17 protein-coding genes and 2 pseudogenes are annotated in these 18,910 nt (G+C 41.0%); all 19 read right to left on the bottom strand.

Annotated elements, in window-relative coordinates; genetic code table 11:
- Window positions 1–128: 128 nt before the first annotated feature.
- Window positions 129–1,514: pseudogene (locus tag HZY94_RS06940) on the bottom strand (pullulanase-associated domain-containing protein); the annotation flags it as partial.
- A 225-nt stretch (window positions 1,515–1,739) separates the two neighbouring features.
- Window positions 1,740–1,838 (bottom strand): annotated as a pseudogene (locus HZY94_RS10570) (YSIRK-type signal peptide-containing protein); the annotation flags it as partial.
- A gap of 374 nt (window positions 1,839–2,212) precedes the next feature.
- The gene (locus tag HZY94_RS06935; RefSeq protein ID WP_160332334.1) at window positions 2,213–3,250 is read right to left on the bottom strand and encodes a sugar transferase; all 1,038 of its coding nucleotides are present in this window, start codon (window positions 3,248–3,250) and stop codon (window positions 2,213–2,215) included.
- A 26-nt stretch (window positions 3,251–3,276) separates the two neighbouring features.
- Window positions 3,277–4,242 carry a glycosyltransferase gene (locus HZY94_RS06930; protein ID WP_179925581.1) on the bottom strand — a complete coding sequence of 322 codons (966 nt, stop codon included), beginning with the start codon at window positions 4,240–4,242 and terminating at the stop codon, window positions 3,277–3,279.
- A gap of 33 nt (window positions 4,243–4,275) precedes the next feature.
- Entirely contained in the window at window positions 4,276–5,283 is a 1,008-nt protein-coding gene (locus tag HZY94_RS06925; protein ID WP_160332332.1) for a stealth family protein, read from the bottom strand.
- Window position 5,284: 1 nt separating this feature from the next.
- Window positions 5,285–6,382, bottom strand: coding sequence for a UDP-galactopyranose mutase (gene glf / locus HZY94_RS06920; RefSeq protein ID WP_160332331.1), 1,098 nt, complete (start codon window positions 6,380–6,382; stop codon window positions 5,285–5,287).
- A gap of 13 nt (window positions 6,383–6,395) precedes the next feature.
- Complete coding sequence (locus tag HZY94_RS06915; protein ID WP_160332330.1) at window positions 6,396–7,811, bottom strand: flippase; 1,416 nt, start codon at window positions 7,809–7,811, stop codon at window positions 6,396–6,398.
- Window positions 7,783–8,946 carry a polysaccharide polymerase gene (locus HZY94_RS06910; protein ID WP_179925580.1) on the bottom strand — a complete coding sequence of 388 codons (1,164 nt, stop codon included), beginning with the start codon at window positions 8,944–8,946 and terminating at the stop codon, window positions 7,783–7,785. The genes HZY94_RS06915 and HZY94_RS06910 overlap by 29 nt, the downstream gene beginning before the upstream one ends.
- Before the next feature lie 4 nt (window positions 8,947–8,950).
- Window positions 8,951–9,943 carry a glycosyltransferase family 2 protein gene (locus tag HZY94_RS06905; RefSeq protein WP_179925579.1) on the bottom strand — a complete coding sequence of 331 codons (993 nt, stop codon included), beginning with the start codon at window positions 9,941–9,943 and terminating at the stop codon, window positions 8,951–8,953.
- 18 nt (window positions 9,944–9,961) lie between these two features.
- Window positions 9,962–10,495 carry a DUF1919 domain-containing protein gene (locus HZY94_RS06900; protein ID WP_322783470.1) on the bottom strand — a complete coding sequence of 178 codons (534 nt, stop codon included), beginning with the start codon at window positions 10,493–10,495 and terminating at the stop codon, window positions 9,962–9,964.
- Between the two features lie 96 nt (window positions 10,496–10,591).
- Entirely contained in the window at window positions 10,592–11,752 is a 1,161-nt protein-coding gene (locus tag HZY94_RS06895) for a glycosyltransferase family 4 protein (protein ID WP_179925578.1), read from the bottom strand.
- Entirely contained in the window at window positions 11,749–12,927 is a 1,179-nt protein-coding gene (gene cps2T, locus HZY94_RS06890; RefSeq protein ID WP_179925577.1) for a beta 1-4 rhamnosyltransferase Cps2T, read from the bottom strand. Before cps2T ends, HZY94_RS06895 begins: the two co-directional genes overlap by 4 nt.
- Before the next feature lie 10 nt (window positions 12,928–12,937).
- The gene (locus HZY94_RS06885; RefSeq protein WP_179925576.1) at window positions 12,938–13,972 is read right to left on the bottom strand and encodes a sugar transferase; all 1,035 of its coding nucleotides are present in this window, start codon (window positions 13,970–13,972) and stop codon (window positions 12,938–12,940) included.
- A gap of 603 nt (window positions 13,973–14,575) precedes the next feature.
- Window positions 14,576–15,670 carry an NAD(P)/FAD-dependent oxidoreductase gene (locus HZY94_RS06880; RefSeq protein ID WP_179925575.1) on the bottom strand — a complete coding sequence of 365 codons (1,095 nt, stop codon included), beginning with the start codon at window positions 15,668–15,670 and terminating at the stop codon, window positions 14,576–14,578.
- Window positions 15,671–15,714: 44 nt separating this feature from the next.
- Window positions 15,715–16,191, bottom strand: coding sequence for a YtxH domain-containing protein (locus HZY94_RS06875; protein ID WP_160332323.1), 477 nt, complete (start codon window positions 16,189–16,191; stop codon window positions 15,715–15,717).
- A gap of 2 nt (window positions 16,192–16,193) precedes the next feature.
- A complete protein-coding gene (locus tag HZY94_RS06870; protein ID WP_160332322.1) occupies window positions 16,194–16,592 on the bottom strand; it encodes a DUF948 domain-containing protein in 399 nt (132 codons plus the stop codon).
- 14 nt (window positions 16,593–16,606) lie between these two features.
- On the bottom strand, window positions 16,607–17,386 hold the full coding sequence (lgt, locus tag HZY94_RS06865; RefSeq protein ID WP_179925574.1) for a prolipoprotein diacylglyceryl transferase: 780 nt from the start codon (window positions 17,384–17,386) through the stop codon (window positions 16,607–16,609).
- A complete protein-coding gene (gene hprK, locus HZY94_RS06860; protein ID WP_160332320.1) occupies window positions 17,383–18,318 on the bottom strand; it encodes an HPr(Ser) kinase/phosphatase in 936 nt (311 codons plus the stop codon). The genes lgt and hprK overlap by 4 nt, the downstream gene beginning before the upstream one ends.
- 139 nt (window positions 18,319–18,457) lie before the next feature.
- On the bottom strand, window positions 18,458–18,910 hold a 453-nt coding region (locus HZY94_RS06855; RefSeq protein WP_306538575.1), incomplete at its 5' end, for a group II intron maturase-specific domain-containing protein.

Raw genomic sequence — 18,910 nt, 5'->3', positions numbered from 1 at the left:
CCCCACCACAGGGGAAGCATCTCATAGAAATTCGAAAGAAGCCAGGGTACAGTCATTAAAAAGCTACAATTATCAAATTCCATGACTATCGGTTTTCAGGAATTCCACACAACTTGCAAAAGAACCTAAATAACCGCATCTTCTCTTTGCTCAAAGTTCGGAATAGACGCGAAACCCAAATCCTTCGGACCAGCCTCACTCGGATCGACAATGGCCGCCTTGGCAACTCGATTCGCCAAACCTTGATCCACCAAGTCACTATTCCAAGCCGCTAAGGATTTAGCGTAGGGATCCAGTACCAAGACCTTCTCCCCTTGGCGCGTGATTTGATAATGATAGAAATATCCTCGATAATCTTTGATTCCTAATCCGGAAGAAAGATTTAGTTGAAGAGCCCACTGCCCCTGATCTCCTCTAGTTAAGGGCAAAGTACCAACCACATAATTAGGGTCAAACTTGTCATACAAGACCAGGTCCACCTGCTCCGCACTTGGTGACCACAAGGTTAGATCTACCACCTGACCTTGTTCAGAAACACGCGCCCCCAGCTCACCTTGATAGCCGTAAAGCTGATCCTTGAGCTGCCAAGCCATCTTGGTTGGGAAGGCATCAGTGCCATACCTAAGTGTATAACCTGCTCCTTCTGCAGAAAAATCACCTAATAACTGAACCTTCTTACTCTCAGGATCCATCACCAGGTCACGAATTACTACACCCTTGGCATCTTTATCTACAACGGATAGTTTACCCAATAAATCTTCCTTGCTGACGCCATCCAGAGTTGAGAAGGAAGCCTCCAAAGAATCGAGGCGATTATGGGCAGCCCCTAACACCCGGACATCATTGACATAATAGGGATTGGTATAAATCGTTGCATCATCATCTTTAAGAAAAATCTGCGTATGATTCTTCAAATCTGCGAAATTATAATCCTTAGACTGAATCTTGACCGCATCCCCAGACTGACTCTCATCTAATAACAAAAAACCAATTGAATTTGCCAACTCTGTCAGCTTCACATCCCGATAAACACCAGACTGACCCTGATGCTCAAAATTTATACCATCCGGCCAATCTCCCATCTGCACATCCGCAACATCACCCCAAAGCCATAGACTCTTCTGATCATAATTGCCATCCGTCCGAAAATAATTAATCCTGAGGTACCCTTCCTGCAAAGGCCTATAAAGACTCAGCTTGAAATTCTGATCCAACCAGGCTTGGTTCATATCCGAACTAATCCGCTCAATAGTTTTATCCCCAGTCAAATTCTCACCAGCTGTATTGTTGATTAACAAACTAATCTTTTTAGCCTGCTCCCCCTTCATCCGGACATCCATGTAGTATCCATAGTCATCACGACCAGCCTGTGCAAAACTCGTAGCTCCCGTAGGCCATCCCCCCTTGTCAGAGGAGGGAACCTCCACATCATCCCAGGACCACAAACCTAAACTCTCCACATTATCTGAAGGCAGCTCTTTAAAATGAACACGGAAGCTCCCCTCCTCAATAGGGACACTCTTGGCTTCATCCGAAGCAGGAACAGCTGCAACCGTAACCTCCGACCTCTGAGCCTGAGAATCAGCTTCACCAGCAAACTCCTCTGCCACAGGCTGAACAGTCATTACAGTCTCCTCCGCAAACGGATATGCCTGATAAACAGCCGAATTTCCATCCTCCTTGACCTCTACTCCCTGATTCTCCACCACAGGTTCAGGCGATGTGACCTCATCCGCGGCTACCTGACCGCTCATAAAGATCATTGCAATCCCAACAGACGCAATCCCCGTTGATAACTTCCGAATGGAGAAAATCTCCTGCGCATTCAACTTCTTCATAATACCCTCCTAATGATGTATTTATGATACTATTGTAAGCGTTTTAGAGACGGATTGCAAACGTTTTCTTTTTTGTGGGATAAAAAAAGGTTCCTAAGAATCTGGATTAAGAATCTAGATGATGAATACATTTAAAATTAAATATAGTCGCTAGTTCTATTCTATCATCCATTACAGTTGACAAAGAGCCAAAAACTCAAACTGATAAAACGAATGGTTCATTCAATTCTCAGTCTGAGTTTATTCATGATAGTATTAAGCTCTTTCACTTAATGACATTGCCCCATAGAATCGATTTTCTTGAAAACTTGAAGTACAAGTCTCCAAAAGAATTTCTATTCGGTTGTCAATGTCAACTTGAAAGTTAGAGAAAACTATACAATTTTCTCTACTGCCTCTTTCAAATACTGACCACTCTGTATTCGAGTTGAGATTCTGCGTACATTTTCGACCATCTTAAAGTACTCCTCTTCAGTCAGGTTTTCAAAAATTGATTCTAATTCAAATAAAGAGTCTACTGCAAAGCCCACACCATTGTTTAAAACAAAGTTAGCTTCTGCTGCTTCTTTCCAAACAATTACAGGAATTTCGGAAGCTAGGTAGAGTGAAAGCTTGTGAGGATTATTGTAACGTAAATAATTTCCTGTTTCTCCGGAACAGGTATCTATATCATTTCCATCCCAAACTAGTCCAAATCCCTCTACTAACTGATTCGGTACTTCTTCTGGAGCAAAAGATCCTAAATAATCAATATTTTGACTTTCCGTATCCGGCTCATAATTGATTCCCATCAGCTTGAAATTCAAATGAGATAATTGTTTTAGTTGATGGACATATGGGCTCTTATCTCTTGCTAAATTTCCAGCAATATAAATATTTTTTGAAAAATGAATCTCTTTTTGAGAATCTAAGGGAAGAAGGTAATCAAATATCTCAAGAACTACTAATTTTTCTTCAGAAACACCATAATCCAAAAACCATTGTTTCATTGCTTCATTATGGATAATGAGTTTATCTGCAAATTCAATCATCTCATCAAATTCATTTTTGAAATTTTCGGAATTGTATTGGTATCTAATTAATTCTACATCATGTACCAAGGAAATCATGTAGACATTTCTTTTTTCCTTAAGGTATTTTAAAGCAGCTCTTCTTCCCATTTGACGATTATGGAAAGGATTTTGTCGGATCAAAATTGAACCATCTTCAACTTTAAATTTTAAAGAAGTCCAACTGATAAAGCTTCGAAGTTGTCTAGAGATCTTAGCCAGTAATCCTGGTTTACTTCCCATGTGTCTAATTGACAATTCTTTAAAATCTAGTTCCTTCAAAATAGCAACTGCATCATTTTTAGCCTTACTTCCAGCATGACGATCATTACCGAAGTTTTCAGAAATTTGATACTTTGTCAAGGGCATCTCCTCGTCTTCTTTCAATGTTAATAATTTGGATCTATTCTTTTACCCATTCGTCGAAAAATACCATCAATAAACGCTTTGCGTATAATTGGGAAATTCTGTCTCAAATGACCTGCAATGATAGAATTCCGAATTCGTTGAAGTAAAATTAGAATCGGACTTAAATGTCTAACCTTCCAATTCTTACCATATCGTTTATCAAAGATAATATTATTGCGCATACCATAATACTCACGCCAATTGAATGGTTCCGTCACAGCTGAAGGAGGCATCTTTTTAGCTAATTGGCGATGTAATTTCGCTCTAGTAGCAAAGATAATTCCAGAATGCTCTTGAAGACGCATCGCATAATCTGTATCATCATAAAGTAAAAAATAACCACTATCTGGTACACCTACTTTCCGAAGTAGGTTCATATCAATTACAGGACCTTCAAATGGCAAATCAACTACTCGAATGGCATCTTCTTCAAATGGACCTTTTACCTTTGTTTTTCGTAAACCCGTCCAGAATTTTCTATAATCATCCATATCTAGAGAGATACATGGTTCATCATCAAAATTCTCATCTGTTCGATTTGGAATCCCTACACGAACATCGTTAAGATCCATTTGCTTGATTATTTCTGCCAAACAATCTGACTCTGGATATACATCATCATCCATAATCCATACATAGTCATAGTCTAAATTCGAAACTAGTTCGATACCTTTCGAGAATCCTCCAGCACCACCTGCATTCTCATGATTACGATAATAATAAATTTCTACGTCATCATATGCACATTGATACAATTCTCCACTTCTATAGCTTTGTTTCGCGAGATACCCATCTGTTATTAAATCACTTTCAGTAGAGTCCGTAGCATCATTGTTAAAAATAAGAATTGCAGAAACTTGTTTATCTTGATTTAAAATCCCACTTAAGGCTTTACGTAAATAGATTGAGCGATTATAAGTAACAACCAAAGCACAAACAGTTGGCATAACCATTCCTTTCATATTATATGAACAAATAAATTAAAATTCAAAATTTGATTTATTTGGAAATTTATTTTCTAAGAGCTTCTGTATTTTCGATTGATTTTCATAATTAAATTCTAGAGTGTCGTTAATACAAACCATGTTATAGCGAGAAGTTCGCAATATCTCAGCCAACTCATCAACTTGATTCATATCTATCCTTTTACCAATTGAGATACTCTGTGGCTCAAACTGATTACTCTCAATTTCCCAATACCGGAATAAATATTGATTAATTCCGGTTGAATAATCTCGAAGAGGAGACTCGACGGTCTTTTGGATTGTTGCAGACTCTAATTCCCATATTTTAGAAATAGTACTCTTTTTTACAGGATTTGCAATATGTAACTCCACATATCCGGTAGGTTTCCAAGGCAATAGTAAAAGATTTTTTAAAATTCCCATAAATCCATATTTCAAGCTGAAAAATTTTAAAGGAGACCTTCGTAATGCACTCTTCGTAGGAAAATGGCGATACAACACTTCCATGTTGTTATATAAAGTCTTGATAAAAGGATGCCATGGAACAATAGCATCATAAATTGCTACATGTTTAGGTAAATTATTCACAAAAAAATCTTGTGGTTCTACAGGATTCACCAGGTAAACATCATCATTGAAATACACAAAATTTTCAGATAGTTCTTCAATCCTATGAAAATTTAGTTCAATCGCAGGAGAACTATAAGTTGGTAAATATTCTTGAGGTATAAATTCATCATGATTAACCCAGCGAATTTTAGGATGATTAACATCCAGCCATTCGGGTTTTTGACGATCAGTAATTAGAAAAATTTTATTAACCCAAGGAGCATATTTTTCAATAGACCGAAACCAATATTTAAAAAGACCAAAATCACGATAGCGATCGTCACCATCTTCTACAGACTCGTCACCTACATCTACACCTAATTTTTCTTTTAGGTAAGTCTTTTTCCTGGACAACCATACTGGATCTGCTCCGTCTACCCAGGTTACAACGAAATCAATTTTTTCCTGCGTCATTTTACTCCAATTCTTCTTCTACTACCTGCAGCGCTCTCTCAATAACCACATGCATATCATAATACTTGTAATCTGCTAAACGGCCACAGAAAATAACCTTGTCATTTTGGTTTGCTTCTTCCAAATACTTGGCATAAATAGCATTATTTTTAGCATCATTGATTGGATAATACGGCTCATCCCCACGTTTCCAATCTGCTGGGTATTCTCGAGTAATCACTGTTTTTTCTTGCTGACCAAACTCGAAGTGTTTATGCTCAATAATCCGCGTATACGGAATTTCACGTTCTGTATAGTTCACAACGGCATTCCCTTGATAGTTCTCCATATCAAGTGTTTCGTGTTCAAACTTCAGACTCCGATATTCTAGTTCACCATGCTTATAGTTAAAGTACTGGTCAATCATCCCCGTAAAGACTACTTTTTCAGCCGATGCTTCTAGCTCCTGACGATTTTCAAAAAAATCAACGCCAAGTTCAACTTCAATTCCTTCTAGCATATTTTCAATAATAACATTGTACCCACCAATAGGGATTCCTTGATAACGGTCATTGAAGTAATTATTATCAAAGGTTAAACGAACTGGCAAACGTTTGATGATAAAAGGAGGCAAATCCGTTGCAGAGCGTCCCCACTGTTTCTCGGTATAACCTTTAATTAACTTCTCATAAACATCCGGACCAATCAACTTAATCGCTTGCTCTTCTAAGTTCTTTGGTTCAACATCTTTCATCTCTGCTGTCTGCTCTGCAATCTTATCTTTGACTTCTTGAGGTGTCTTTGTTCCCCACATAGCATAGAAGGTATTCATATTGAATGGAAGATTATAAAGATTTCCCTTATAGTTTGCGACCGGAGAATTGATGTAATGATTAAACTCCGCAAATTGGTTCACATAATCCCAAATTCGTTTATTGGATGTATGGAAAATATGGGCACCATACTTGTGAACATTAATTCCTTCTACATCTTCACAATAGATATTTCCACCAATATGGTCACGCTTATCAATGACCTTTACCTTTTTACCCCGCTTAGTTGCTTCATGAGCAAAAATAGCACCCGAGAGTCCAGCTCCCACAATAAGATAATCGTACATAAAATTCTCCTCTTTACTTTTTCAAATATTCCAAACGCAACTCTTTGAGATCTACAGCTTTTAGAATATATAATCCCCCTAAGTACACTACTGCTCCAACTGATACATAAATCATAATATTTAGAAAAGCTGAAAAATGTACTGTCATTTTTAATCCTAGCAAAACAGTAAACATCAATAATGAAGCTAACAAAATTCGCCACATCGATTTATAAAAAGATAACTGACGTAGCTGTTCTCGTGTTGCATAGACCTGAATAAGCCACACTAAAAATTCAGATAGAACCGATGTGATAGCTGCTCCAATAAAGCCCAGATAAGGAATCAATACTAGATTCAAAAGCAGACTGAATACGGCTGGAACTGTCGTCGACAGCATATACTCCTTATTTTTTCCATGTGGAATCAAAATCTGAATCCCCATAATATTTGTCCAGCCAATAAAGAACAGCCGCCAGATCATAATACTTATCGCAATCGTTACTTCTTGAAAATCAGGTCCCAGGAAGATTGAGATAAAATCCTCATTAATAATCAACATCCCTAAAATCATTGGAAAAATCACAAGATTATAAACAAGAAACGACAGATTATAAAGCCGATTCACCTCATCTTCTTTCTTCTCAGTAATCAACCCCGATATTCTTGGCAACATAACAGTTCCTAAGGAAGTAACGACTGTTAAAAGAATCTTTAAAATCTTATTCGCTTGGTCATATAGACCAACTTCCTCATTCCCTGCTAAGATTCCAAGCATTGTTTGATCAAGACTAATATATAAGGTTATCGCAATCTGAGGAACAAACAATAGGATTACCGGTTTGATATGATACTTTATTTGTTCCCAGTCCCAAACCCATCTTCCGATGTATTTTTTAGCAGGAATCCACATACTCAATTGTCCCAAGGCTTCAAAAACCACTAGAAAGAATACATACTTTCCCAAATCCTCTGATGATTTTACAAAAAGGAAAATCGAAGCTACACCGAGAATTTTAACCAAGGTATTCCGAATAGTAATCCTTCTAAAATCTTCCAGTCCTTGAAAAAACCAGGAAATATCCAATCCCTTTGAAATCAGACTAATCGTGAATAAAAGAGCAACTGGGTGTTGCATTCGAGGGACCCCAATGATTGTAATAGCATAAAATAAAATCGATAAGGACGTAGCTAACAATTGAAGTTGATAAATCGACCAAAAAGTTGATGAAAGTCGATTTCGATTCTGAGAAATCAGACGTGTTCCATAATTCGCCACTCCTAATCCAGCAAGTAGTAAAAAGTAAGTTGCAATCGAATTGTAAAACGCATAAGTTCCTAAATCATTAGATGAAAAAATTCGCGTTACATAAGGAGTTGTGATAATAGGAAGCAGTATCAGCAAAACCTGATAAGACAGATTATAGAGATAATTCTTTATCAGCTTCATCCTGTCCTCCTTTGATGAATTCACTCCCAACCCCCATCAACACAAACATAAAAATATTGTAGGAAGGGCGAATCCAAAACGCTTCAATCATACAGTTCACAGCAATTAAGCATAATAAGCAAAGCAATAAATACTGTTTTTTCTGTAAAATTCGAATCGATTGAATAAAATAAAATAAAATAAGGAGCAACACACTCAACGAACCATAATAAAACAGCATTTGAATATAAGAAGAATCAACATAGGTATAATTCAAGACTGTTTCCGTTGTTCCCCCATAACCTCTAAACTGCGTCCCCGGGGTTCCAAAATAATTAATAGAATAGGTATTCATCGCTTGACGACCTAGTGCTAAACGCATACTAAAAAAATTATTTAAAGCAATATAGCGACCATCTCCCCAATTAAAATGACTGGTCCAATAATACATAAGACCAGCAGCTATTGGTGCTGCTAAAGGTGAAAAACGAAATACTCTACTATTTAAATCCTTCTTAAAATAGAAAATTAAAAAGAGAAGAACTGATACTAAAGTGGAATAAGCATTCAATCGCGCATCTGCTACAAAATAGAGAATAGCCCCGATAGCTAGCCCCAAACCTGTTCGAAACACAATATACTTTTCTCTTAAAACATAAGAGAGCGCAGCAAAAAAATAGAAACAATGAGAAGCAAAATCAGTCGGATAAATAAACCCAAGAGAATTTCTAGTTACAACACCCCGTGCACGATTCTGAACAAACTGTAAGTTTGGAATTACATCTATTAGCGATAAAAATACCGTTGTCACAAGCATGAGGCCCGTAATGGTTACAAATATTTTCAACGCATAATCAATGTCTGCCTTATACAGCAACACAATCAGTGACATATAGATCAGAAAATTGATATTTCGCATTTTCCATGCTACCGCCATACCTGCTAACAATAATAACGGCGCAAATATTAGAAAATTTAATTCAAACTTTTGAATATAAATAAACCGCAATGCTAGAATCCACGTTGCACAAAGGACAATAGCTGATGGAATAGTCGGTAATTCTCTGGCCAGCATGGTTGTCCCAAAAAAATCCCATCCGATCACAAATGTTAACACAACACCAATTAAAAGTTTATCAAAATCTATTTTTAACATATCCTCACCTGCTTGCTCTTAGAATATTTTGGATCTTAAATGCAAATTTTAACAGAGATAGTCGATATAAAAGATATTTCATTTTATTGGGTTGTTTCGCCATATCTTTATAAGTGAGAGGATGCTTTTTGATCTCATTCAAAATATCCTCAACAATATATTCATATTCTTTTTCATAACCAGATTTATAGATACTCGATAAGACATGAATTAAACCATTTACATAATATACATCTGCAATGTGCTGATCTGATTCCTGAAGATTATCCAAGACAATTTCCGAATGATGAGCATCCTTATAAAATTCAAGCATATCTTGCACTTTCTTCTGATTCCACGAAGCTGTTATAGAATTAGGATTATCCAAAAAATAATGATAAAAAACCTGATTGGTCAGAAGTACTTGATTTGAGTTTAATAAAATACGATACAAAACACCTAAATCTTCATAGTATCGACCAATCGGAAATTCGATATTGTTCTCCCTAAACAAGCTCACTTTATAGATCTTATCTGTAACAAATCCTGTAACCCATCCCTGGTCCATCATTTCTAAATAAGCATCATACCCAGTCACACTACGGATTTCTGGTTCTGCAACTTGCCGTAATGCTTCATCTTCAGATTTAACAAATTGTCTACCGAAGCAAACAAGGTCATAGTTCCCATCTTCCACTAGTGGGATCACCTGCTCGAAACAACTAGAATCGAGCCAGTCATCAGAATCTATAAAATATACATATTTCCCTTTAGCCAAGGTCGTTCCAGTGTTTCGAGCTTCTGACATCCCTCCATTCTTTTTGTGAACAACTTGAATCTGTTCAAATTTTTCAGCATACTCATCACAAATTTCAGGAGAGCGATCTGTACTTCCATCATCAACCAGAATTATCTCATAATCTTGGTAATTTTGATTTAAAATACTATCAACGCAACGCTCTAAATACTTTTCAACTTGGTATACAGGAACTACAATCGTTAAAAAGGGGTCTTTCATTAGTTATCTATCCTCTTACTATACTTGATCTCCGCCTTTATTCAACCACTCCACCACATCAAAATAAGGGTGGTAGATTTTCAAATCCTCACCGACAAAGCCTTGTTCGGAACGATTTTCAAAAAATACTAGATCTTCTAAATCTGTGTAATTTTTTGAAGAGAAGATGACTTTCGCTCGATAAGGTAAATCCTGAAAATCTTTAAGCAATTGATACGTAGCTTGATCATTATCATTCATTTTGAAGCAAAGGTTATCCCAGTTCATTCGAGCTAGGCGACGGTTCCATTTACTTCTAGCTTCTTCTTCATCTGCATAATGTAAAAAGTGGATTTCGATATCATCCAAAAGAGCGACTGGATAAGTCATCCCGTCTTTGGAACGATAACGTGATTCCTCTACAAAAACAAGAGGGGTCTCCCCACTTAGATAATGTTTTGGATTAGCGAGAAGCTTAACATAATCGGGAGAATAAATAAAAAGGCCAATAAAAGGAGATTGGTAGGGAAGCCCTAATTCCTGATAAATCCTCCCCCCCCCAACAATTATCACTAATTATCGTAAATTGCTTGTTTTTCAAAGTCTTACGCTGATTCCGATACTTCCAAGCAAAAACATAGGGTTTTAGTTTTTTCTTAATCGTTTCAATCATCCTTTGTCACCAATCTCTTGATATACTGTTGAAAAATTTTCAATATAGGATTGAAGCGAGAACTGTTCGAGTTGTCGCTTCAATGACGCCTTTCCAAATGCCTCCAGTTTTTCAGGATTTTCCAATATTTCTTTCATCGTTTCTGAAAGCAAAGCTGGATTCCCTGGTTGAGCTAGGAGGCCGTTTTCACCTTCTGCAACCATTTCACAGACACCACCATGGCGGTAACCGACAACTGGTTTTCCTGAAGCCATGGCTTCGAGGACTACGGTTGGAAGTGGATCCGGGTTGGTACTTGGAAGTACAAACAAGTCAAAGAGGTTGTACAGTTCTTGGGGGCGATCATAATAATCAATACGTTTGATTTGGTTAGCATAACCGGACTGGGCAATGGTTTCGTCCAGTTCCTGCACGCGCCACTCCTCACCTTCAAAGGCTGATCCTGCAAGAAAAGCCACACGTTTTGGTTCTTCTTGGAGCAAAGGTAGAACCGCTTCCAGGAAATCCCCTTGGCCTTTCCAAGCATTGACACGACCAATCATCCCGATAACTGTTTGGTCGTTCGCAATTCCAAAATGTTCTCTGATCTTGGTCGTATCCATTGGCTGATAAATACTGTTATCTACACCATTATAGATCACCTGAACCTGCTCTGGAGCGATGGCTGAAGAAGTCAAGACATGGTTGGCCACAGCTTGAGATACCGTAATAATTTGATCAGCATAGAGACCCATTAAATAGTTAATAAAATCTGAAATTTGTTTAGGTTTGACAATAATTTCATGGACATGCCAAATAAGCGGAATCCCCAATTTCTTCTTCAGGTAAATTCCTTCTAAAACCGCCGTTGTATTGTTATGGATTAGATCAATTTGGTGTTTCTTAGCATACTCCAACAATTGTTTGGAAAATTTCCGATAGGAAATTGCGTAATCAAAAATTCCCTTTGGATTAAAATACTTGCGTCTTAAAATAGGATAGGGAATTACTTCTACCTGAGCTCCAACCTGTCTAAGCGCTTCGACCAGTACTCCATCATTGGGCAAAATAACATGGGCTTCAAATTCTGTCTGATCCAGACGTTTGATTAATTCTAGGAGCACCTTATCAGCTCCATACATTTCTGCTCCAGCGTGGAGGTACAATATACGTTTCATGAACTTTCCTTAAACAAGTTTTGATAATCTGTAACAATTTTCTCCCAAGTAAAGGCTTGGGCAATACGTTGATTTGAAGCCACATCAGCTTCAAATCGCTCTTGGTCTGTCATCTGTTCGGCAGCATTAATCGTTTGAGCCAGTTCTTCCTTCTTCCAATACAAGGCAGCATCCTGACCGACTTCACGATTAAAACCAACATCCAACAAGAGATTTAACTGAGTTGAAGCAAGGGCTTCTAAGAGGGATGGATTGGTCCCGCCGACTTCATGACCATGAAGGTAGGCGAAAGCCTGTTCCCGAATGTATTTGAGCAGTTCTTGGTCATAAACAGTCCCTACGAATTTAATACGAGAATCTTGGTCAAACTGAGTTTCCGCAAGGAGTTTATCATAGAACTTATTCTCTTCAACATTGGTAATCAAGACAAAGTCCCGTTTCGAATCCGACTGCATAAAGCCGCGAATCATGGCCTCATAGTTGTTCTCGGGTACAAAACGGCCAACGACTAAGTAGTATTGTCCCTCTGTAACACCTTTTTCCGCAAACCAATCGCGAACCTTAGCATCATCGAAAGTCAGTTTCGACTTGCTAGTCTCTGTCCCATAAGCAATATAGGTCGTTTGAGGCTGGTACTTGGCATAATCATTCTGAATGTAAGACTCAATATTTTGACTATCGCAGACCAAAAGATCGGCGTGTTTCACCATCAAGCCCTCAGAAAGTTTCCAATAGCGACGAACTGGATAAGACCATTTAGCACGAAGCCATTCATGTCCATCCGGATTGACAAACAATTGGCCACCGATTTTCTGGATTTCTCGCTTCAACCCCGCAATAAAAGGTCCAATCCGACAGGCTAATACATAGAAAATTGGGGCCTGATCTTGATTCTCCTTAGCCAATTCAATGGCTTTTTTGAGGGCTTGAATGTCATAGGCGATGGCTCTGGCAGGGCCAATATTTGGAACATCAATGTTAAAACAGATAGCTCCATTGTGCTCAAATCTATCCTGAGTAATTCCTGATTTCGCTGAATTTTCTCGCATACAGGCTACATAATATTGAATATCTGAGTCCGTTTGAAATTCCGTCAGCTTCTCAACAAAGGTCTCAAAGCCTCCATATTTAGCTGGGATTCCCTTAGAACCAATAATATATACGCTTCTTTTCATCTTAATCTCTCTACTTCGCTCCCTTCCCAAAAGCCACAACCTTCAAGGTTTTAAGCAGAATTTTTATATCATCCATAATGGACCAATCTTGAATATATTCCACATCCAAGGCCACAACATCTTCAAACTTGGTAATCTCACTCCGTCCACTGACTTGCCAAAGACCAGTAATCCCTGGCTCAAAGCTCAGGCGGCGTTTCTGGGCAGGGGTATACTCTAAGAATTCCTGCTTTGTAGGCGGCCGGGTGCCAACCAGACTCATATCCCCTCGCAAAACATTATAAAATTGAGGCAGCTCATCCAGACTGGTCTTACGGATAAATTCCCCGATGGGAGTGATGCGGGGGTCATTGTCCATTTTGAACATCCCACCCTCCATCGTATTCTGGTCCAGCAACTCTTTTTTTCTTTCTTCCGCATCCATATACATGGAACGGTATTTATAAAATTTAAAGATCCGCCCATTGCGACCAACACGGTCCTGGGTAAAAATGGCTGGTCCGCCATCACGGCGAATTAAAGGATAAAGCACCACTCCAACCAAGCCACAGATTAAAAGACCCACTAGGGCTCCTGCTATATCCATGATTCGCTTCAGGACTAGATCACTCGTCTTATGGAAGGTTGGGGCGTAGCTAGTAACAGGGATCCCCGCAATACTGGCTTCTCGCTTCGAACTACTCGGATATTCATAACCCGGAATCGTAACATGGACCATGATCCCCATCGTCTCAAAGCCCCGAATCCAGTCACTTACCTGGTCAACCGCCTCTGGTAGATAGATCAAGACTTCATCAACGGTTGATCTCAGGGTAAATTCCATCAGATTAGTGGCACTCAATTGCCCCTGTTCTAAATCTTCCTTGGGTTGGTCTAAAAAGAAACAGCCGATGAGACTATAGTTGGCTCTACGCAAAGCCTCTTCCAACATCTCAAAACGATCGGATTGGGTTATTAATAAGATAGATTTAGGCCCAATGGTCTCCGAAGTAGCGAGAACAGTGGACAACCAATCAGGATCCTGATCTAACTTGTCTACACTCATAATAGCTCCTAACTCAAACTTTTCTTATTTCTTGTATGTATCCAATTCATTCTATCATATTTTCAGCGTTTCTGCTTAGTGACTACCCAAAAATCGTAGCCAGGTCTCCCTGCTCACTAGACTTTCCTCGCAAATAACCTTTTTTGTTCATCTTCTTGAACTTTTTATCGCTAATTATTGACAAAAGGTCCATTTTGTCAATAATGAAGAATAAGGGTTTCATCATTATGCTCAAATGGAGCATTTTGTACAGAATACAATCTAGGAGATCCCTATGGAGTACAAATCTCTCAAAAAGATTTATGACAGTGATTTTGACAGCTATCAAATAGACCTGACCGAGGTCACAAAGATTTATCGTCCTAAACAAATTCGCATCCACTAAACCAATCTCCTCTACTCATGTTTTCTGAGACTAGTATAGCTAGATTTCTACTTTATCGGAAGACACCTTGTTATTGGGCGCTTACGTCCAAACTAGGCCCTCACCTCTAGAAATCCAACAACTACAGTTGCACTAAAAAAACCACAATGGAATTCCCCATCTTGAAAGGAATCAAGACGGAGTTCCATTGTGGTTTTTGTGAAAGATTCCTTTTTATCCTAATCCCGTGTCACGTACCGTTCAACCGGATAGTCTGCTGGGTCTAGGTTGCCTGTTTTTCCGAGGATGCCCAGGGCTAGTTCTCGGCCGAGTAGGGGGCCGATTGTGAGGCCAGTTGAGCCGAGGCCGCTGACGGTCCAGGTGTTGGGCTGGTCGGGCAGGGGGCCAAAGAAGGGAGAATAATCGCTGGTATAGGCGCGGATGCCCACGCGCACGCCTGTGGGCTGGTAGTCTGCGATGGCGGGGTAGTAGGGACGCATCTGATCAATTAAGGTTTGGAGGACTTGGCGGTCTTCTGTGAGATCAAAGCCTTGGTCATTTTCGTGGCTGGCTCCAAGGCTGAGTTTGCCGGCTTTAAAGGGGATCAGATCAGCTTCGCCTTCGGGCATAACGACGGGATACTTGTCCGTTGCTTGGTCGAGCTGGTAGTCCAGGATTTGACCTTTTTGAGGGCGGACATCAACTTGATAACCGAGGGGCTCGAGGACCTGTCCCAACCATGCTCCAGTAGTCAAGAGAATCTTGTCGTAGGCTTGGCCATCCACCAAGATCTGATCAACCTCCCAAGCTAACTGTACTTCTTTCCGAATAGGCTCCAGGCCTGCGGCCTGGAGCAGTTCTGCGACTAGGACCGCTCCATCCACACGGGCCCCACCACTGGCCCAGAAGGCGCGGTCGAAGCCTGTGAGGCCAGGGAAGCGTTCTTGGACTTGATCGCGTGTCCAGAATTCCAAGTCCCCCATGAGGGGTGACTCAGCTTGTTTGGCCAGGGCTCGTTCCATAACCTCATCCAGGTACTCCTCTTTTTTCTTGAGCACCAAGACCCCAGTCTGCTCGTAGGCTTGACTAGTAGAACCCGCTGCAGCTAAGTCCTCCATCAAGCGGGGGTAGAAATCAGCCCCTAGGCGAGCCAGGCGGTACCAGGCCTTGTTGCGGCGGCGGGAAAACCAGGGGCTGATAATGCCCGCGGCGGCCTTGCTGGCCTGACCGACTCCGTGATCATAGACAGTCACTTCCACTCCCTCTTCTTGGCTGAGGTAAAAAGCTGCGGTGGCACCGACGATGCCGGCGCCGATGATGGCTACTTTTGTCATTACTTTCCTCCTAAAAAGGTTTGGCCCTAGGGCCAAACCTTTTCCTATTTTTCTGTTTCTTCTTGGTAATCTGCGGGAACTGCAGCCACCTTAGGAAGGGTTTTAAGGGGCTGGTCTGCTACCTCTAGCTCTTCCTCTACATCGATGTCAATCACGATTTCTTGGTCCGGTGTTACGGCTTTTTTCACCTTTTCAACTACTTCTTCCTTGCTACCGAACTTTTCAGTCAAAGTTTCAACTTGTTTTTCAGAAAAAGCTTTCACATCATTCATCACCGATTGGACAGTGATGTCACCAGATTGAACTGCCGCCTTGAAATCATCGTAGCGTTGGCTAACATTTTGACCTAAATCGGTCGCCGCTTGGCTAACCTTTTCTTTGGTTGTTTCTGGGTCCGCTTGGTAATCCGCATACCAATCTTTAGCTTGTTTGGCTACTTCTTGTCCTTTTTTACTTTGGACAAAAAGGGCTGCGGCTGCACCGGTTACGGCTCCTAATAAAAGAGATGACAATTTGCTCATGGTTATTTACCTGCTTTCTTTTTTGATCCGAGTCCCGAAAGGGCTGTGCTCAAGAGAGTCCGACTAAGGGCCGAACGCACTCCACCACCTGTTGTAACAGCCTTATCACTAAGGTTGCGGGCAGAGCTGTTCAAATCTGAGACCGTTTCAGAGAGGTCTGCAACAGCGACAAAGAGCGGGTTAATGACTTCCATCTTACCGGCTACATCATCGGTCAGCACGTTGACCTTAGCCATTAATTCATTTACCTGATACAGGCTAACATTGGCATCGGTTGTCAACAGTTTAATCGTTCGGTTGGTCTCATCCACCGTTTTTCCCAATTTATGAATAAAGATTGTTAAATAAACAAAGAATACCGCAAGGGCTAGGCCCACGAGGGTAAAGGCAATTTCTACCATAATTTCTCCTTCTGCTAAGCTGCTTGATACCAAGCAAGTTGCTGCTGTTTACGTCGATAAATCCAGAGTCCTAAACCAAGCATCACAAGGACCAGGGATAGAACTTGGGAGACCCGTAGAGGCCCCAAGAGCAGACTGTCTGTCCGCAAACCTTCAATAAAGAAACGACCTATGCCATACCAAATCAGGTAAAAAAGGGCTAGTTCACCTTCTTTAAAGAGGCGAGGTCTGTGACGAAGGCTGATTAGAATCACAAAACCGAGGGTTGTCCAGCTGGATTCCATCAGGAAGGTCGGCTGGCGATAGGCTCCTTCGATAAACATCTGTTGCTGCATCCAGGTTGGCAGGTAATTCAGATGCTCAACTACTGCCCCATAGGCTTCCTGGTTAGCAAAATTCCCCCAACGGCCGATGGCTTGCGCAATCAGCACACCTGGTGCCACAAGGTCTAAAAAGGTCCAGGCCGATAAAAGATGGCGCCGGGAATACCAGATCAAGAATAAACCACCTGCAATCAGTCCTCCATAGATAGCAATTCCACCATTCCAAATGGCTAGGATTTCTGCTGGATGGGCTTGGTAGTAGGGCCATTGGAATAAGACATAATAAATCCGCGCACCAATAATCCCAATTGGAAAGCCCCAGAGCACAAAATCCAAGATGAGATCAGGATCCCACCCCTTCCGTTTGGCCTCTCGCATGGAAAGCCAGACCGCCAGGACCAATCCACTGACAATAAACAAGGCATACCAACGAACGGCAAAGGGACCTAGCTCAAAAGCTATCGGGTTCATTGGTCACGCTCCTCATTCTCAGCAATCAAACGGGTCAGACGTTCTTCAAAGGTTTTGGTAGCGTCAAAGCCCATTTCTTTGGCCCGGTAATTCATGGCTGCTGCTTCAATCACCACTGAGATATTGCGGCCAGTCTTAACCGGAATCCGAATCCGTGGAATCGCAACCCCATCAATTTCAAATTCTTCTGGATTATTGCCCAGACGGTCAAATTGCTTGGTATTGTCGTAGTTTTCCAAGTAAACACTGAGCTGAACTTGGGAAGAATCTTTTACAGCACTCGCCCCATAAAGACTCATCACATCAATGATGCCAACACCACGAATTTCAAGAAGATGCCGTAAAATCTGCGCCGGCTCACCCCAGAGGGTCATTTCATCCCGAGGATAGATATCGACCCGGTCATCCGCAACCAAACGGTGGCCACGTTTGACCAGTTCCAGGGCCGTCTCACTTTTCCCAATCCCGGAATCACCCTGGATCAGTACCCCCATCCCATAAATATCCATCAGGACACCATGGACACTGGTGCGTTCAGCCAAGCGGGAGTCCAGATAGCGGGATAACTCAGCCGACAAGCGACTGGTCGCCGTACTCGACCGCAAGATGGCAACCTGATTCTCCTCGGCCACCAACAGTAATTCATCCGGAATATGCAAACCACGCGCAATGATCACCGCAGGCGTCTCATCTCGCAGCATATTTTTGAGAACTTGGTAGCGGTTATGGGCCGTCATATGCCCGAGATAGGACCACTCCTTCATCCCAATCAACTGCACACGCTCAGGGGAATAATAATCAAAATAACCTGTCATTTCCAAACCGGGCCGGGAAATATCCCCGGTTGAGATGGTTTTATCCAAGAGTTCATCTGTACCATAGATATGTTCCAGACGGATCTTTTCCATCACTTCTCTAACTGTGACAGCCATGGCATCCTCCTTTTTCTTTCTGCCCTTATTATAGCATCTCAGGGGATTCATGACAATTTTCCTTTGCCCCCTCAATCGAGTAGAGGCTAATTTCTAGTCCCTCTCACACCACCGTGCGTGCCGTTCGGCACACGGCGGTTCAACTAACTTTTAACGCATGTCGTTTAAGATAGAAATCTAGACAAGAAACCAGTCCTCTTTTAGTAAGGGCTGGTTTTGATATAGCTCGCTTTAAGACTGACTTTTGTGCCACTAGTTGATAGTGGTTACCCCAGCCAGATACTTTATCGGCTATCCATTTCGGAACACCTAGTTTCAGAAGTCCCCATAGTCGTCTCGATTTTTTCTTCCATTGCTTCCAGATAATGACTCGGATACGAGTTCGTAAACGCTCATCTATTTGCGTCAGTATCGTCTTCATATTACCAAGTGAGAAGTAATTTACCCAACCGCGGATAACCCAATTTAATCGTTCAATCCGTGTCGTTAGGTCAATGCTCCACTTCCTCGTCGTTAGTCGCTTCAGCTTGCGCTTAAAACTCTGTACACTATCTTGATGGGGACGGCATTTCCAGCCTTTCGGAGATTTCCA

The sequence above is a fragment of the Streptococcus danieliae genome (genome assembly GCF_013415245.1).
GTDB lineage: Bacteria > Bacillota > Bacilli > Lactobacillales > Streptococcaceae > Streptococcus > Streptococcus danieliae_A.
Note: the sequence above shows the minus strand (reverse complement) of the source record. Positions and strands in the feature narration are given on the sequence as shown.

Excerpts from the sequence above, each read along its gene's own strand:
- lgt (WP_179925574.1), bottom strand. The coding sequence starts at position 17,386 with ATGAACCCGATAGCTTTTGAGCTAGGTCCCTTTGCCGTTCGTTGGTAT.
- HZY94_RS06905 (WP_179925579.1), bottom strand. The coding sequence starts at position 9,943 with ATGAAAGACCCCTTTTTAACGATTGTAGTTCCTGTATACCAAGTTGAA.
- HZY94_RS06915 (WP_160332330.1), bottom strand. The coding sequence starts at position 7,811 with ATGAAGCTGATAAAGAATTATCTCTATAATCTGTCTTATCAGGTTTTG.
- HZY94_RS06880 (WP_179925575.1), bottom strand. The coding sequence starts at position 15,670 with ATGACAAAAGTAGCCATCATCGGCGCCGGCATCGTCGGTGCCACCGCA.
- HZY94_RS06885 (WP_179925576.1), bottom strand. The coding sequence starts at position 13,972 with ATGAGTGTAGACAAGTTAGATCAGGATCCTGATTGGTTGTCCACTGTT.
- HZY94_RS06925 (WP_160332332.1), bottom strand. The coding sequence starts at position 5,283 with ATGACGCAGGAAAAAATTGATTTCGTTGTAACCTGGGTAGACGGAGCA.
- glf (WP_160332331.1), bottom strand. The coding sequence starts at position 6,382 with ATGTACGATTATCTTATTGTGGGAGCTGGACTCTCGGGTGCTATTTTT.
- HZY94_RS06910 (WP_179925580.1), bottom strand. The coding sequence starts at position 8,946 with ATGTTAAAAATAGATTTTGATAAACTTTTAATTGGTGTTGTGTTAACA.
- HZY94_RS06930 (WP_179925581.1), bottom strand. The coding sequence starts at position 4,242 with ATGCCAACTGTTTGTGCTTTGGTTGTTACTTATAATCGCTCAATCTAT.
- HZY94_RS06870 (WP_160332322.1), bottom strand. The coding sequence starts at position 16,592 with ATGGTAGAAATTGCCTTTACCCTCGTGGGCCTAGCCCTTGCGGTATTC.
- hprK (WP_160332320.1), bottom strand. The coding sequence starts at position 18,318 with ATGGCTGTCACAGTTAGAGAAGTGATGGAAAAGATCCGTCTGGAACAT.
- HZY94_RS06895 (WP_179925578.1), bottom strand. The coding sequence starts at position 11,752 with ATGAAACGTATATTGTACCTCCACGCTGGAGCAGAAATGTATGGAGCT.
- HZY94_RS06875 (WP_160332323.1), bottom strand. The coding sequence starts at position 16,191 with ATGAGCAAATTGTCATCTCTTTTATTAGGAGCCGTAACCGGTGCAGCC.
- cps2T (WP_179925577.1), bottom strand. The coding sequence starts at position 12,927 with ATGAAAAGAAGCGTATATATTATTGGTTCTAAGGGAATCCCAGCTAAA.